The following is a 14,879-nucleotide window of genomic DNA, read 5'->3' as shown; positions in this document are numbered from 1 at the left end:
AATAGAAACGGTTTATCCCGCTTTATTGCTAACGCATATTAAAAAAAGTAGAAGTCTTGTAAAATGAGAATTCCATTATCTTAAAAATAAAATAGATGAGGCTTTTATGGAGTTAGTTGTATTTGATTTAGACGGTACCCTGCTTAATCGACAACAGTCGTTATCTCCTTTTACCTGCGAAACTTTACACAAGTTACATGGGGCAGGCATTGCTTATACCATTGCCACAGGCAGAACACACTTAGCCGCTACACCATGTATTAAAAACCATAATTTCCCCACTATTCAAATTTTCAAAAATGGGATAGAAGAATGGGACCCTCTAACGCGCTCTTATCGTCATAGAAGCTTACTTTCACGTCTAGAGATCGAAGAAACATTAGCCCTCTTTGAAGCAGAAGGCGTTACACCTTTTATTTTTTGTATTGAAAACGATGGCAATCAATCTGTATATCACCCACCGTTGAAAACCAACCTGTGCAATAGCATTTTTGGCGAGTTAGGGAGATATGAGGACCTTCCCCTTAATCCATTGTATAAGCTTCATAAAGGCACTTCTATAACGAATATTAGCGCAATGGCGTCCTTACAATCCGCTACTAAAATTGTAGAAGCGATCCATAGTTCTCCCCATTTAGTTGCCTACTCTGGTGGAGGCATTTACCAAGAAGACGCGTACTGGATTGACATACACCACAAAGAAGCTTGTAAAGGAACCGCTATCCAATCTTTAAAAGATGAACTTGGGGTATCTCGAGTAATTTGTTTCGGTGACGGCGATAACGACTTAACCATGTTCAAAATGGCAGATGAAGCGTATGCCATGGACAATGCAAGTGAACAAGTTAAAGAAGCGGCTCACAAAGTCATTGGGCATCATGATGAAGATGGCGTTGCGCACTTCTTAAGAGAGCGATTTAACTTGTCCTAAGTCGTTAAAACTCACGAAAGTAGGTAGCCATACTAATTTTTCATTGAATTTAACAAAAGCGGCCCTATATTTAATATATGGGATTTACAGCTCTTTTACAAAAATGCAACACAGTTTGCTTTACTCAGAATTATAAGTAAGGCATGTTATAACGACATTGAAATTTTGGGATAGTATTATGATCGAATTTATATTGTTTGCATTTGTTTGCGCAGCGATCGCCTTCATGGTGAAAAATCTAACAGGCGCTTTAAATCAAGACAAAACACAATTAAAGCCAATTAAAATTAAAGAGATCGAGAAAACGAAAAGCACAAAAAAGAAAGTAGATCGATTTTAATTTTTGTGTCTTCAAAAAATACAGAAGGTCTTACTTATGCCAAATTACCATGAATAGTGGCATTGATTGATCACATGGCCAATCAATGCCCAATTGCGTTATACAGTAATATTTTTGGCGCTCATCCGTTATGTTAGGCCTTTACCTATACCGTAATCTCTTAATTTGTTTGCTACGGCACTGTGGCTCAATCCTACTTTCTTTGCCAACAAGCGACTGCTAGGAAAATTTGGATACAAATTCTTCAGCAATTTAGCTTCCAAATGTTTCATCGTCTTATCCAGTGAATCGTCTATTAATTCGATAGCGTTTAACTTATCCTCATTCTGTTCAAGTCTAAGATCATCTACTCTAATAACGTCTGTTTGATTCAATACAACAGCTTGTAGGCATACATTCCTAAATTCGTGCAAATTACCAGGCCAAGAATAAAGCTTCATTTTGATCAGAGCGCCTTTACTTAACTTAGGTTTTTTTCGTTTTAACTTGTCGGCAACATCTTGCAAATACAACTCGGCAAGGCCCTCAATATCATTTTTTCTGTCGACTAAAGAGGGGACTCTTAAAGTTAAGGCTGACAGTAAATAAAACAGCTCTTTATTTAAAGTAGAAACCTCACGTAACGCCTCTAAAGAGAGATTGGAGAGAGTAACGATTCTCATACCAAAATTAGAACGAGATTGAGACTTCAATAACTGAATCAGTTCTTTTTGAAAAGGCTCTGCAATGGCTTCCAAGGATGGGATAACACACCATCCCTCCCCAGAAGAAAGTCTTTCAATATCACTTAGATTAATGTTTTCACCTGTCAACCAAAGTAGTTCACAATCAAGATTATAATGTGTTGAACACCATTGCTGATACATAGCTTTAACCAACTCTTCTTTACCAACGCCCATCTCTCCATAAACTAAAACGGGCATATCCAACCCTACAATGGCCTCCGCTTGCTTGAAACACAACAACATGGATTCACTCACTGAAATATTTCGTGTGAGATAGTCAGATAAAGGCAATGCAATACTAGAATTAGGGGACCTAGGTATACTGGCTGCTTGCTCATCTACACGAGCCGCCGACTTAACATTAATAACCACCCCTGTTGGTATAGAGTCTCCCTTCTCGTCTGCCACAAAAGTGGGCAACATTTCCATAAGTATATTCTGGCCATTCACCCGAACTCGCTTGCTTTGTACTCGTGTAACACGGCTCATTTCAGAAAAATTAAAACGAGCGCCTTTAATGACTTTATTTAGAGGTTGATTAATTAACTGATCATATTGAACCGATAAGTCATTCACAGCGGATTCAGTCGCCATAGTAACAACCCCCTGTAAATCAACCGCGATTACCCCATCGGGAAGCGCCTCTAACAAGGTAAGCAACGCATTTTTTTCTCGTTCAAAAGGAGTAAACATGACTGTCTTAACGCCTTTCACTCCTTCTATGCGTCGTATAGCCGCTAATAGCGTTTGTAACTGATCAAATGATATATCAGGAAAAGCACAATGCATGCTTTTTTGATCTGTATCTACTTCAATTCTTTTAACATCAATGTCATATGGAATAAATAGCTCCAAGACCTCTCGAGCCATACCTATTCGACTTTCACACTCTATTTCTAAACGCATTACACCACTCTTTTTTATTATTGATGTACAAATTAAAACGAGCATTATTGCTTGAATCATTTCCTAAAAAATGAATATAAAACGCGCACAATAATTCATATTAGCAAATCACATTGTCTGACAATATCTCTTTAAACAGTCGGAAAACAAGTGTTTAAATTAAATAAAACGACAAATTGTCGACAAAACAAGTTATTAAACAAGCAAAAGTGATCGATGGGGAGAAAAAGTGTCATATAAAGGCAGAATTGCTGCGCCGACCATACCAGATGTCTCTGCTGTTTCAGCAATTTCCAAATTGGGAATGTTCATCCCTAATGGGCAATGAGTATGCAATACCTTTATTAAAACAGACAGCAGCTTTGTTTGCACAGAAAGAGGCAAACGCCCGCCAAAAACAATACTTTGAGGGTCAAACAGTGCAATCACGGAGAAGATACCGGGTAAGATTTCAGAACACACCAAATCAACCCATTGATCAACTAAACCTTGAATAGTGTCTTCTGCCCAGTCCTTTTCAGTTGTTGGAAATGGCCGTCCTTGAGCAGATAAAAAACGACTCAGTGACGATAAAGAAAGCGCCTCTAAAATTTGTTTTCCTAACCGCCCTGTTGTTGTTGGAATCAAACCAAAATTTCCAGCTCTTGCGTTAGCACCAAGAAAACACTCACCCTCTATGACGGCGCCGCCTCCACAAGCTGAACCGATAAAAATGTAAAAAAAGTGACTTCTCTTTGACGCCTTTGATAATAAGAGCTCATTTAAAGCCGCGGCATTTGCATCGTTCTCAGTAACACATGGTAAATTAGTCTGCACCTCTAGCCAGGTCGAAAACTCGTCCGTTTCCCAATAACGTAGAGACTCTCGCAAAGAAGTAAGCGGATCTTGATTAGGTATTTCAGAAGCTAATGAATCCAGCCATAAAGACATAAAGTCAGGCTTGGCGAGACCAACACCTCGAACCCGGCCCCATTTTTCTCCCAGAATAGCTTTTACTTCAGCAATCAAGTTCAACGCAATAGCTTGAGCGTCATCTTGTGAAGGAAAATGAATAGAATGCTCTTTTAATAGAATGCATCGACCACTAAAATCCAACAATGCAGCGCTTATATGATCTCGATCTACGTTAATGCCCAGTCCATAAGCCCCGTCAGGGCAAATGGTTAACATGATAGATGGCTGACCACGGTTACCTTTTACTTTTCCTGTGACTTGCAACATTCCTTTTGCCAATAACGAAGAAGTAATAACAGAAATGGTTTGTGCGCTTAGGCCTGTTTCAAGAGCAATTTGAATACGGGATATATTTGGGTGTTTTCTGACAACATGTAGAATTACACGCTCGTTATAACGGCGACCTTGCTCAGAAGTACTCCCCAATCCAACTATTTTCTTACGCTTTGGCACACGGCCCAATTTTGCCACCTTCATTTTCCACACCGTTAAAAATTCGCTAAGAAGAAGAAGGCGATAAGCTACCTATTTAGAATTAATAAATCTAGTTGATTTAATTAAGTAAAGTTTCTATCATCCATTAAACCTTCTTTTACTATTAATTTGGAGCCTTAGCGTGGAAAAGACAAATGATTATGCTTCTATCGATTTTCTTACTAAACATATTCAGCACACCATGGCATTTTACCACCCAAGATGTATTGATAAAGAAGGAGGCTTTTTTCACTATTTCAAAGACGACGGACAAATTTATGACACCGAAACACGCCATTTAGTCAGTAGCACTCGTTTTATTTTTAATTATGCAATGGCCTATCAGGCAACCAATGAACCAGAATATTTAGCCGCCGTACATCATGGACTGAACTATTTAAGGGAACGTCATTTGAACGAAAATGGAGGCTATGTTTGGTTACTGAAGGGCCGTGAAAACCTAGACCAAACAAATCACTGCTATGGATTTGCCTTTGTTTTACTTGCTTATTCCGTAGCTTTTCAAGCAGGGGCAACGCAAGCTAGACATTGGATCGATGAAACATTCGATCTCATGGAAAAACATTTTTGGTCAGAGCAGGATGGCCTATACAAAGATGAAATTTCTTCAGATTGGTATCAGGTATCCCCTTATAGAGGACAGAACGCAAACATGCATTCATGCGAAGCATTGATCATGGCGTTTGATGCAACCGGAAATGAGAAGTTTCTTACCAGAGCCCAGCAAGTAGCCAAAAACATTTGCCAACGACAAGCTCGCCTTGCTGAAGGCCAAATCTGGGAGCATTACAACGAAAACTGGCAGATAGACTGGGAATATAATAAAAATGACCCTAAAAATTTATTCCGGCCGTGGGGTTTTCAGCCAGGCCATCAAACCGAGTGGTGTAAACTTCTCATGATGCTAAACGCAAGACAAGCGTCAGATTGGATGGTTAATACGGCGAAGTATTTATTCGATACGGCATGGAAATTTGCGTGGGATCATGAAAATGGCGGACTGTGTTACGGCTATGACACAAACGGCGCTATCTGTGACGGAGATAAGTATTTTTGGGTGCAGGCTGAATCATTTGCCGCCGCCGCATGGCTTGCAAACACAACAAATGATCCGTCTTATTGGGACAAATATAACGCTCTTTGGGAATACAGCTGGAACCACATGATTGATCATAAATACGGTGCTTGGTTTCGAATTCTAACTCAAGATAATCAAACTATTGATAATTGTAAAAGTCCTGCCGGGAAAACCGATTACCATACAATGGGTGCCTGCTACGAAGTCATCAAGCAAATTGGTAGCAATCTTGAATAAAAGGCTACGCTCGCATTTGCTTGTCTGGATTCGAGAAGAAGGCGTGATTAAAGAGACTTTTAACGTGATGCCGCTCAGTAATGAATGAAAGCGCTTATAGCGTATTTCTAATATAAGCTGAAATGCAGTATTATTCCCCCATAACAACTGGGGAAAAAAATAATGCAACTTGATAAGGTTGATCTTAATTTATTACGTTACTTAGATTCATTGTTACGCGAACAAAATGTTACTCATGCAGCGAATCAACTTGGTATTACGCAGCCGGCAATGAGTAATGGCTTAAGACGCTTGAGGGACTTATTCCATGACCCATTGTTGGTCAGAACCAGCGACGGCATGATGCCAACCGCATTAGCCACTCAATTACAACCACGAGTTCAATTAATACTTCAGTCGGTTGATGAGGTTCTGCACCTTGGCCAAAGCTTTGACGCCGAATCAAGTACGCGCGTCTTCCGAATTATGGCGAGTGACTACGCTGAAGCCACTTTAATACCACCCTTAATGGAGCGGTTGCAAACTGGAGCACCCAATGCGATTCTAGATGTAATGAACCCAAGTGATGTCAATTTTCATGATGTTGAGAAAGGCAAAGTAGATTTAGTTATCAATCGTTTTGACGCACTTCCTCAGTCCTTTCACCAAAAATTGGTGTGGGTAGATCGATTTTCATGCCTGGTTCCAAAAAATAGTCCTTATGCCGAAAACTTTACCCTTGAAGCGTATTTAGAAGCACAGCATGTATGGGTTAGCAAAACGGGTTTTGGCGTGGGCGTTGGCATTCAGCCAGCAGAAGTACAAAAACTGGGTTGGGTGGATAGCACGCTTGCTAATTTGGGTCATAAACGCAACATTCGTCTCTTCACACGCAACTATAATGTGGCCATGAGAACCTCTCAACAGCTCGGACTTATCGTCACGTTACCGTCACTGGCAACACGGCTAATGGAAAGAACAGACGAGGTAGTGCTTCTAGAGCCCCCTTTTGAAATACCACCTGTAGAACTCAAAATGCTTTGGAGCCCATTATTACAACATGATCCAGGCCATATGTGGTTAAGGTCAACCATTTCTGAATGCGCTAACGTCATTGCCGAATCCAACAAGCTCTAATTATTTTCTTTTATCCGTCACTCTAATTACGCCAAGTAAAATACAATTTTAGAGTGACACCAAACGCCAGCCTTAAAATCAAAGGTTTGTTGAATCACTGTGACCAGTTACTGTAACGTCTAAATCACGAATAATGCCATTTTCAATACTATAAACCCATCCATGCACTTGAATATCTTGCCCGTTATCCCAAGCATTGCGTAGGATACTTGTTTGACAAACATTGGCAACTTGTTCAATAACATTCAATTCACATAGAGTATCAAAGCGCTCTTTCGGGTCATTAATTGCGTCCATTTTCTCTTTATGAAAGCGATAAACATCCTTGACATGACCCAACCAGTTGTCAATAAGACCATGTGAATCAGACTCAAGCGCGGCTTTAATACCGCCACAACCATAGTGACCAACAACCATAATATGTTTTACCTTTAACACATCAACAGCAAATTGAATAACGGACAAACAATTTAAGTCAGAGTGCACAACCACATTTGCAATATTACGATGAACAAATATTTCACCGGGTAAAAGGTCTACAATTTCATTTGCAGGTACACGACTATCCGCGCAGCCAATCCATAAATATTCCGGCTGCTGCTGCTTTGATAGGGTAGGGAAAAAAGCAGGGTCCGCCGCATTTACCTTAGCAGCCCATTTGCGATTATTATTAAATAGTTGAACTAATTTGGTCATCAATCACTCTCAGAAATAACTGTATTTTTAACATACCAACGCAATTTAACATCGGCTGTAAGGTCTAATTTTTCAATCTTTTTTAAGGCTTCTTTTCCAGAATAAGGTGCCTTGTGAATATGAGGAGTCATCGACAATAGGTTCTGTATTTCTTGCGGCGACTGTAATCCAAAGGTAAATTTCAAATTTTGCTCATCGATCAAAGAAAAGCCATTAATGCCAGTCGCTAAACCATCTTCGTAATCATGGATATTTGAATATAAAATCTTTCTAAGCTCGATCAAATGCTCTGCCCCGGCATCCACTAAAAGCAAGATGCCGTTTTGACTTAAAACACGAGAAAACTCAGTAAACATGGGGAAGCCAAACAAACAAGTGACGACTTCAAGGGAGCCATTCCCCAAAGGGATATCCGCATTACTCCCAACGACCCATTGTATGGATTTGTTCGACTTACTCGCGGCCATTATAGCCCATTTTGAAATATCTAATCCGATTAGATCGGTATCATAGTTCTTTTCAATACAGGCCGACTCAAGATAGTTAAGATAATATCCCTCACCACAACCTGCATCAAATAAACGCAGAGACTTAGCCGGTGAAAATCGATCTAGAACATAGGATACAATGCAATCGGCAATGGGTTGATAGTGCCCTAACTCTAAAAAGGATTTTCTAGAGGCAACCATCTCCTTGCTATCACCAGGATCTTTAGAACGTTTATTTTGAACGGGTAACAAATTCACATAACCCGACTTAGCCAAATCAAAACCGTGACCGGAGGCACATTTTAAGCTTCTACTTTCTAACGTTAAAGGCTGTTTATCAAGAGGACATAAGAGAGTATTTGACGTGGGCACTTTTCTTCCAAAATATTTTTTATACAGTCTAGAGACTCGTTAAATAATTAACAAGAATATTTCAACCTTGAGTGAATCAATGCAGTGGCAGTCGTCAACTTCTTGGTATGATCTACCATTCATTGGGGACAATAAAAATGCGCACTGGCTGCTGCATTGTATGATCTTGCATTAGATTATTGAACCGTAAATCAACCTCATTTACACATTTTTTCCAAGCTAAATACATTTTGGGACGAGTGTCTCTTACAAAAGTATGCGTTAAAGACTGATGAACCTCTTGATAGGATACAATTTCCCCTGATTGCATTTTTTTGTGAGTAATCCACTTTGGTTTAATTAGCTCGCAAAAACAATATTCTCCCCATTCGTCTACATCAAACTGATTAAAATACATCCATTTAACGTGTTCGCTTTCCTCTAACTGAGGTCTTACAGCTTTATTTATAGGTCGACCACAATAAAATAAATAACCAAATATCAGCAGAACAGGTTCAACCGTCTCTTCTATCTCATTTTTTTTAAGCAGCGCTTTTCCTGGAGCCGAGTCTAACACGGTAAGTTGTTTGGTCCTGGCTTTATGTGTTTTTTTACTTAAACTGTCTGTCTTATTTGGTCCAATCCAATCTGTATCAACGCCTTTATTTACTTCAAGAAAGTACTTTAACGCTATTTCAAATTGGAAGACCGTCCCTTCTGGAGATGTCACTAGCATATCAACTTCTCCTAATGTTGAACCATCAGGGTTAATCAGCTGTTGATGCTCAAGAACAATCTCTAAAGTGGAAAAGTGGCGAATCCCAAAAGAGAATAGTACCTCAAAATACGCTCCTAAAAAGTGCGATTTACAGCGTTTTAAGGCGTCGAGTAAAGGTTCTGGTGATTCATCCAGTTGGCTAAGCTTATGGGGTAATTCTTTTAGCCAATACGGCTTTAAATCTAGATCAGCTACAATCATTGGCGCTTCAAATAGCCAAGCTAAATCATTAACAGCTTGATGTTTGTAGATGGCATTATTCATTTCGATCCTGTCGAAAACAATAATGCATCTATAGATTTAATTGTTTCACATACTTCAATTGACTCATTTTCTCGCCAAACACCACCAGCAAAATACTCTTCAGCCATTGGTAGAATATTACATTGGGTGGGTAGCGCTATCGCGTTCTCAATCATGATTTTAAAATTTGGTATCAATACAAACCTTAGCCATTGTAAAAAATTAAGTGTATCCACACAAAAAGGCTCATTACTTAATAAGTCCTCTTGAGAAGGAATGTCCATTTCCCACATATTAGCCTTTCGCAACACCACTTCTAGCTCTAACAATAAATCCGCAAGCTTATGGTACATTTCCAACCTGATTTCTCCTCTAAAAAACGGTAAGATTACCCCATTTTCTTGTATCGGAACAGAAACCACAATGAAACCCATCGAATCTTTATCTGATTTATTTGAATCAGTACAATGCAAAGCAACTTATTTTGATTTAGGAAGACACATTCAAAAATTGACTCCCCAAGAGGTAATTCAATTCGATAGAATGCAAGCAGCATACCCCTACCCTTTTAGACAGCATGCGTCACTGGCAATTGTCCTACAACCCTCGTTCGATGAATCTCCACAAAACAACATGAGTATATGGTTTATTCGTTTACCCATAGACGAAAAAGGCAGCATTAATTTAGGAACTCGCGACCATTTCATCAAATCCATAGTCGACAAAATTTTACATAACAACAGCACAACAGATTTATCCAACGCGTTAACAGATAACCCATATGCCTTTCAGCCTGATACTGAGCGCATGGCAAACTTCCATGCCGTGCTAGCAAAAAGAATGCAACAAGAGCCATCCCATTATTTCACTCAGTTAATCGATTACCTTTCCGGTAAAATAAGTAGAACAGACAATAATTGGGAATCCATTGGTCTTCAAGGAATTGCTGACCTTGCTGTCCGAGCTAATGAAGATAACTACAGAGATTACATTAAAAAGGCCTTAAAACTGGCCCCCATCGAACTCGCTTCCGCGTTAGCAAAATCTCTAGAGCACCAACAACTTGATGAAGAGTACTTACACTTCATAGTTACAGAGTTTCAAGAGTCCACGAACATTGATTTCAAAGCATCTTTAATACGTGCCGCTTCGCGTTCAGCTGGCCACCAGAAATTGAGCCAAATATTGCAACTGTCTCTGATTAGTGCTGAAAAAAAAGCCACGGATGGGCAATTACAATTAGTCGTTGCTTTAGTCGCAAAGTGCCCTCATTGGCTTGCTAAAGACCCCGAATTATTGCATCACTGTATGGAGAACCTAGCACAACGTGATGATGGCTTTCATGCCTTTTCAAAAGTGGCCACAGAACTCACGCACACACCAGAAGTTAAAGATCCCCTATGGCATCTATTTAAAAATAAAGGCGTGAGTATCCGTTTAGCTCAAGGTGTGGCCAACCTATTCCGCAAAACGAACAATAACAGGCTACAGTAGAGTGACATAGAGGCCCCCTGATCAAAACCATAAAGCGTTTAACGACAGATGACCATAGCACCAAGGCCTTCTGTCGTTAATGACGCGTTCTAGGGCTTTTGACTGGGGAGCGCATTTGCTTCCGGTACTCTAAAAACTCAGCACTAAGTTCATAATCACCATCGTTCTTATGCTCCAAAGCACCGCGACTTACTAATGCATCTAAGGTCTTGGAGAGCACTTTTTGCTTACGATCACCTTTCATAAAATAAAAATGATCGCCAATTTGCACAACCTTAAAGCCAGACTCTAAAAAGCCTATACAAAGATTTTGAGTGGGTGTTAATTTAAGTTTCATAATTCAACCTCGCGGCTAACATTTATAAAATATCTTTCATTAACTATAGACAATATTTCCAATAAACAAACACATCTTATCTAAGAACACGTTAAATTAGCCATTTTTCACATAAAATAGATTTTATGCGTCAAAAATAACGGTTTTATTTCCATGCACCAATACTCGGCCTTCTAGATGCAAACGTAAGCCTCGTGATAATACCAATTTCTCTATATCCTTACCCAAACGCACCATATCCTCCGCAGCATGACTGTGGCGCACGCGAATCACATCTTGCTCAATAATCGGCCCAGCATCCAACTCTGCAGTCACATAATGACAAGTTGCACCTATAAGCTTAACACCGCGAACGGCCGCTTGATGGTAAGGTTTCGCGCCAACAAAAGAAGGCAGAAAACTATGGTGAATATTAATCACTCTATGCTTATATTTTTCACATAAGTACTCGGGGAAAATTTGCATGTATCGCGCCAAAACAATCGTTTCAGCAGCTGATTCATCTATATATTGTTCCATTTCCTTAAAAGCTGGCATCTTATCTTCTTTTGGTACCACAACGCAGTAATATGGAATCTTATACCACTCGACCATTGACCTTAGGTCTTCATGATTGGCAATAACGCCCACAATATCGCAGTCCAATTCACCCGTATGCCAACGATGCATGATGTCATTTAAGCAATGAGACTCTTTGGTCGCTAGAAGAATAACTTTTGGTTTTTCTGAGCTATCAGAAACACTCCAGTCCATTCCATATTCTGCGGCAATGTCGGTAAATTGCTCGCGAAACTGCGATACATTAATATTAAGCGTCTCTGCATCAATTTCATGACGCATAAAGAAACGCCTTTGATCCAAATCGGTATGATGACTCGCCTCTAAGATTGAGCCATTTCTTTCTGTTAGGAACTGACTCACTGCGGCAACGATTCCCACTTTATCAGGACAACTGATAACAAGACGAATGCTTTTTTTCATATCTCTACATCTAAACCTTTAAAACAAATCAATTAAAATACGTTTTTCTTTTGCTAATCAGCATCGCGACAAAAACAACACTTATAAATCAGAAGAAAACAAATCCATATTAGAAATACGAGCCTGTTTTTCAGCACCGTGCTTTATAATCCAGCACTGATGGATCTTGGTATTACGCTCAAAATCTAAATCTATGGATTGCGGCGTTATGTTCTCTACATCGTATTTATTCAATATGTCTTCAGACAATTGAAAACGACGGTAGTTATTAGAGAATATAAGCTCACCATCTTTGGACAAACGACTCATCGCCAGATTGATTAAATCAACATGGTCTCTTTGAATATCCAACACATCAGCCATTTTTTTGGAGTTGGAAAAAGTGGGCGGATCCATAAAGATGAGGTCGAATTCTTCCTCGTTTGTACGCAGCCACTCAAAACAATCGGCTCGAACCACTTTATGATCTCTTTCGGAAAACTCATTCAATTCAATATTTCGTCGAGACCACTCGGTATAAGTGTTAGACATATCAACACTTAATGTCGAGCGGGCTCCACCTTGTCCTGCATGCACTGATGCCGTTGCGGTATAACAGAACAAATTAAGAAAACGCTTACCATTGGCTTTTGTCTGAATCAATTTACGTACTGGACGATGATCCAGAAATAAACCCGTATCCAGATAATCTTTTAGATTAACAATAAAGTCGCAATCGTGTTCAGACACTGTCATTTCATGCTTGGAAGTGTCTAATTTTTCATATTGGCCTTTACCTGATTGCCTTTGACGATACTTTAATACGACCTGTGATTCAGGAATACCCAACGCAGAAGGGACAGCAGCAATCACATCATACAAGCGTTGCTGCGCCTTTGCTGGGTCAACACTTTTAGGCGCTTGGTATTCTTGGACATGAGCCCAACCATCATAAATATCAATAGCAACAGCGTACTCTGGCATATCCGCATCGTATACTCGATAACAGGATATCTTTGATTTGGACGCCCACTTTTGCATTTTTTTCGCATTTTTCGCCAATCGATTCGCAAACATCTGCGAACCAGAGCTCAGCACAGCAGAAGAAACCACATCGTGCTTAATAAACTTATCTTCTACTGGGAAACGATAAGCTCGACATTCAATGCCACCATTTATTACACGAGTATTTTTATCTGGTCGAATAGGAATCTGCTTAGCTAAGTTTTCCATACTAGTCAGCATATAAAAACGCCATCCATTACAGTGAGTCACAACCCATTCACCTAATTGACGATACAAGGACATCAGCGCCATTTCTTCGCCAATACGCTCACCATAAGGAGGGTTAGTAATGACCAGTCCCGGAGCTTGCGTTAGATTAAACTCGTGATTTTGAAAAGGCGACATACTGACATCTATTAACCCCGTTAAACCGGCTCTTTTAATGTTTTCTCTAGAAGCCGCTATGGCCCTTTGCTCACTGTCAGTCCCGCTAAAGGTAATGCCAACCTCATCAAACGATTTTTTACTGTTCTTTGCTTCATCGTTCAGTCGTTGCCACATCCTGTGATCATGTTGTTGCCAGCCTTTGAAGCCCCAATACGTCCGGCGCAATCCTGGCGCCATATTTAAGGAAATCATGGCCGCTTCAACAAGAAATGTCCCGGAACCACACATAGGATCCACCAATTGCTTAAAGCTTCCCTCTGTTCCCCAACCGGCACGCAATAATAACCCCGCCGCAAGGTTTTCTTTTAAAGGCGCAAATGAGCCACTTTGACGATAACCGCGTCGATGCAAACTGTCACCGGATAAGTCTAGACTCACAGTCATCAAATCACGTTTTAAACGAACCGCAATTCTTACATCTGGCTGAGTTTTTTCAACACTTGGACGATCGCCAGTGCGTTCAACAAAATAATCCACGATGGCATCTTTTGCTCTTACGGCACCAAACTGAGTATTTCGAATACTTTCATTCGTTCCATGAAAATCGATCGCAATCGTCGAGGATTCTGTTAAATGCAGGTTCCAATCAATTGCTTTTACACCATCGTAAAGCTCATCCGCTGACGACATGGTAAATTGTGCCAATGGCAACATAACTCTATTACCAACACGTGACCATAGGCACGCTTTATACGCTCCCTCAAGGTTTGTGTTTAATTTAACTTGGGCTTCTCCAAGACGCGTATCAGTCAGTCCTAAGGCATGCAGCTCTTGCTCTAAAACGTTCTCCATACCCAATGGGCAGGTAATTTCCAATTGATAAGACGGTGACGTTTCTAATGTGTTGGTAACTGTATTCATTTTTAATTACTTTTTTGTACAAATTAATGTTTTTTTAGACAAAAGTGTTTTTAGACAAATACTAAAATCTAAACTATTTGTTAATCGTTCATAAAACGACAGTATATATTAAAAGAGGATTTCTTTTATGAAGAAACAAAAACGCGATATCCACCAAAGAGCTTACACTAAAGGCTACAGAGCCGGTATGGCTGGACGCTCTAAAGGACTATCTGATCAATTCTCTGAACAAGCTCGCCCTGACTGGCTAGCAGGCTGGAGAGAAGGTCGAGAAGATATGTGGAACGGCTTTACCTCAGTAGAAGGAACCCACAAAATAGCGAGCTTCGCCAGCTAATTCTGCTTTTTATTGCGGCTATTATACCCATCTTAACCCAGCATGTATGGTTGTAGTATCCATTTACTGGGTTAAGATACTTAAGATAGTCGATTATGGA

At 39.9% G+C, this 14,879-nt stretch carries 15 protein-coding genes; 6 read left to right on the top strand and 9 right to left on the bottom strand.

Annotation, left to right across the window (positions count from 1 at the left end):
* Positions 1–106: 106 nt before the first annotated feature.
* Positions 107–931, top strand: a complete 825-nt coding sequence (locus IEZ33_RS06405; RefSeq protein WP_191602858.1) for an HAD family hydrolase — start codon at positions 107–109, stop codon at positions 929–931.
* 178 nt (positions 932–1,109) lie between these two features.
* Positions 1,110–1,271 (top strand): hypothetical protein, encoded by a 162-nt coding sequence (locus IEZ33_RS06400; RefSeq protein ID WP_191602857.1) that lies wholly within the window; start codon positions 1,110–1,112, stop codon positions 1,269–1,271.
* 128 nt (positions 1,272–1,399) lie between these two features.
* On the opposite strand, the gene IEZ33_RS06395 is transcribed toward IEZ33_RS06400, so the two are convergent.
* A complete protein-coding gene (locus IEZ33_RS06395) occupies positions 1,400–2,902 on the bottom strand; it encodes a TyrR/PhhR family helix-turn-helix DNA-binding protein (RefSeq protein WP_191602856.1) in 1,503 nt (500 codons plus the stop codon).
* 195 nt (positions 2,903–3,097) lie between these two features.
* Positions 3,098–4,333, bottom strand: coding sequence for an ROK family transcriptional regulator (locus IEZ33_RS06390; protein WP_240009654.1), 1,236 nt, complete (start codon positions 4,331–4,333; stop codon positions 3,098–3,100).
* 139 nt (positions 4,334–4,472) lie between these two features.
* On the opposite strand from IEZ33_RS06390, the gene IEZ33_RS06385 reads away from it, so the two are divergent.
* A complete protein-coding gene (locus IEZ33_RS06385) occupies positions 4,473–5,666 on the top strand; it encodes an AGE family epimerase/isomerase (RefSeq protein ID WP_338040943.1) in 1,194 nt (397 codons plus the stop codon).
* A gap of 162 nt (positions 5,667–5,828) precedes the next feature.
* Positions 5,829–6,782: a LysR family transcriptional regulator gene (locus IEZ33_RS06380; protein WP_191602855.1), complete on the top strand. Its 954-nt coding sequence runs from the start codon at positions 5,829–5,831 to the stop codon at positions 6,780–6,782.
* A 78-nt stretch (positions 6,783–6,860) separates the two neighbouring features.
* Here the strand turns inward: IEZ33_RS06380 and can are convergent, their stop codons facing one another.
* The 4 genes from can to IEZ33_RS06360 all read right to left on the bottom strand — a co-directional run bounded on the left by can (position 6,861) and on the right by IEZ33_RS06360 (position 9,691).
* The gene (gene can, locus IEZ33_RS06375) at positions 6,861–7,478 is read right to left on the bottom strand and encodes a carbonate dehydratase (protein ID WP_191602854.1); all 618 of its coding nucleotides are present in this window, start codon (positions 7,476–7,478) and stop codon (positions 6,861–6,863) included.
* A complete protein-coding gene (locus tag IEZ33_RS06370) occupies positions 7,478–8,338 on the bottom strand; it encodes a putative RNA methyltransferase (protein ID WP_191602853.1) in 861 nt (286 codons plus the stop codon). Before IEZ33_RS06370 ends, can begins: the two co-directional genes overlap by 1 nt.
* A gap of 112 nt (positions 8,339–8,450) precedes the next feature.
* The gene (locus tag IEZ33_RS06365) at positions 8,451–9,359 is read right to left on the bottom strand and encodes a DUF1853 family protein (RefSeq protein WP_191602852.1); all 909 of its coding nucleotides are present in this window, start codon (positions 9,357–9,359) and stop codon (positions 8,451–8,453) included.
* Positions 9,356–9,691: a YqcC family protein gene (locus IEZ33_RS06360; protein ID WP_191602851.1), complete on the bottom strand. Its 336-nt coding sequence runs from the start codon at positions 9,689–9,691 to the stop codon at positions 9,356–9,358. Before IEZ33_RS06360 ends, IEZ33_RS06365 begins: the two co-directional genes overlap by 4 nt.
* Positions 9,692–9,761: 70 nt before the next feature.
* Here IEZ33_RS06360 and IEZ33_RS06355 point away from each other — a divergent pair, with 70 nt between their 5' ends.
* Positions 9,762–10,832, top strand: coding sequence for a DUF3549 family protein (locus IEZ33_RS06355; protein ID WP_191602850.1), 1,071 nt, complete (start codon positions 9,762–9,764; stop codon positions 10,830–10,832).
* Between the two features lie 76 nt (positions 10,833–10,908).
* Here IEZ33_RS06355 and IEZ33_RS06350 read toward each other — a convergent pair whose 3' ends face one another.
* The 3 genes from IEZ33_RS06350 to rlmKL all read right to left on the bottom strand — a co-directional run bounded on the left by IEZ33_RS06350 (position 10,909) and on the right by rlmKL (position 14,442).
* Positions 10,909–11,169, bottom strand: coding sequence for a formyltetrahydrofolate deformylase (locus IEZ33_RS06350; protein WP_191602849.1), 261 nt, complete (start codon positions 11,167–11,169; stop codon positions 10,909–10,911).
* Positions 11,170–11,292: 123 nt separating this feature from the next.
* The gene (purU, locus tag IEZ33_RS06345) at positions 11,293–12,150 is read right to left on the bottom strand and encodes a formyltetrahydrofolate deformylase (RefSeq protein ID WP_191602848.1); all 858 of its coding nucleotides are present in this window, start codon (positions 12,148–12,150) and stop codon (positions 11,293–11,295) included.
* A gap of 81 nt (positions 12,151–12,231) precedes the next feature.
* Complete coding sequence (rlmKL, locus tag IEZ33_RS06340; RefSeq protein WP_191602847.1) at positions 12,232–14,442, bottom strand: bifunctional 23S rRNA (guanine(2069)-N(7))-methyltransferase RlmK/23S rRNA (guanine(2445)-N(2))-methyltransferase RlmL; 2,211 nt, start codon at positions 14,440–14,442, stop codon at positions 12,232–12,234.
* 127 nt (positions 14,443–14,569) lie between these two features.
* Between rlmKL and rmf the strand changes: the two genes are divergently transcribed.
* Positions 14,570–14,779 carry a ribosome modulation factor gene (gene rmf / locus IEZ33_RS06335; RefSeq protein WP_191602846.1) on the top strand — a complete coding sequence of 70 codons (210 nt, stop codon included), beginning with the start codon at positions 14,570–14,572 and terminating at the stop codon, positions 14,777–14,779.
* Positions 14,780–14,879 lie beyond the last annotated feature (100 nt).

This window comes from Marinomonas algicola (assembly GCF_014805825.1).
GTDB classification, from domain to species: domain Bacteria; phylum Pseudomonadota; class Gammaproteobacteria; order Pseudomonadales; family Marinomonadaceae; genus Marinomonas; species Marinomonas algicola.
The sequence above is the reverse complement of the archived record's forward strand: the minus strand, read 5'-3'. Positions and strand labels throughout refer to the sequence as shown.

Coding starts and splice junctions, on each gene's coding strand:
- IEZ33_RS06405 (WP_191602858.1), top strand. CDS start 107: ATGGAGTTAGTTGTATTTGATTTAGACGGTACCCTGCTTAATCGACAA.
- IEZ33_RS06400 (WP_191602857.1), top strand. CDS start 1,110: ATGATCGAATTTATATTGTTTGCATTTGTTTGCGCAGCGATCGCCTTC.
- IEZ33_RS06395 (WP_191602856.1), bottom strand. CDS start 2,902: ATGCGTTTAGAAATAGAGTGTGAAAGTCGAATAGGTATGGCTCGAGAG.
- IEZ33_RS06390 (WP_240009654.1), bottom strand. CDS start 4,333: ATGAAGGTGGCAAAATTGGGCCGTGTGCCAAAGCGTAAGAAAATAGTT.
- IEZ33_RS06380 (WP_191602855.1), top strand. CDS start 5,829: ATGCAACTTGATAAGGTTGATCTTAATTTATTACGTTACTTAGATTCA.
- can (WP_191602854.1), bottom strand. CDS start 7,478: ATGACCAAATTAGTTCAACTATTTAATAATAATCGCAAATGGGCTGCT.
- IEZ33_RS06365 (WP_191602852.1), bottom strand. CDS start 9,359: ATGAATAATGCCATCTACAAACATCAAGCTGTTAATGATTTAGCTTGG.
- IEZ33_RS06360 (WP_191602851.1), bottom strand. CDS start 9,691: ATGTACCATAAGCTTGCGGATTTATTGTTAGAGCTAGAAGTGGTGTTG.
- IEZ33_RS06355 (WP_191602850.1), top strand. CDS start 9,762: ATGAAACCCATCGAATCTTTATCTGATTTATTTGAATCAGTACAATGC.
- IEZ33_RS06350 (WP_191602849.1), bottom strand. CDS start 11,169: ATGAAACTTAAATTAACACCCACTCAAAATCTTTGTATAGGCTTTTTA.
- purU (WP_191602848.1), bottom strand. CDS start 12,150: ATGAAAAAAAGCATTCGTCTTGTTATCAGTTGTCCTGATAAAGTGGGA.
- rlmKL (WP_191602847.1), bottom strand. CDS start 14,442: ATGAATACAGTTACCAACACATTAGAAACGTCACCGTCTTATCAATTG.
- rmf (WP_191602846.1), top strand. CDS start 14,570: ATGAAGAAACAAAAACGCGATATCCACCAAAGAGCTTACACTAAAGGC.